The organism is Aquimarina sp. U1-2 (assembly GCF_017897595.1).
Lineage (GTDB): Bacteria > Bacteroidota > Bacteroidia > Flavobacteriales > Flavobacteriaceae > Aquimarina.
In genome coordinates, this window is record NZ_JAGKIK010000153.1 from 1 (window position 1) to 303 (window position 303).

General features: G+C 34.7%; 1 pseudogene. It reads left to right on the forward strand.

Going from position 1 to position 303, the window contains the following annotated elements:
• Positions 1-260, forward strand: a pseudogene (locus J8281_RS19450) (NAD(P)-dependent oxidoreductase); the annotation flags it as partial.
• Positions 261-303 lie beyond the last annotated feature (43 nt).

A 303-nucleotide genomic window follows, 5' to 3' on the forward strand; every position in this document is an offset into this window, starting at 1 on the left:
GTGTGGATTTAAACCCTTTTGGAATTAAAGTAGGAGCTATAAATCCAGGATTGGTTGAAACTGAATTTTCCCAAGTACGATTTAAAGGCGGAAAACAAGCCGATAATGTATACACTGGTTTTAAAGCTTTGCAAGCAAAAGATGTAGCTGAAGTTATTTATTTCGCGGTATCCAGACCCGCCCATGTTAATATAGCTGATGTCTTGATGTTTTGTACAGCGCAGGCAAATAGTGTTACCGTTAAAAAAGTTTATGATTGAAATACTAAAAAAAGAATGGTTTAGTTTAACAAGTTCTTTTTCA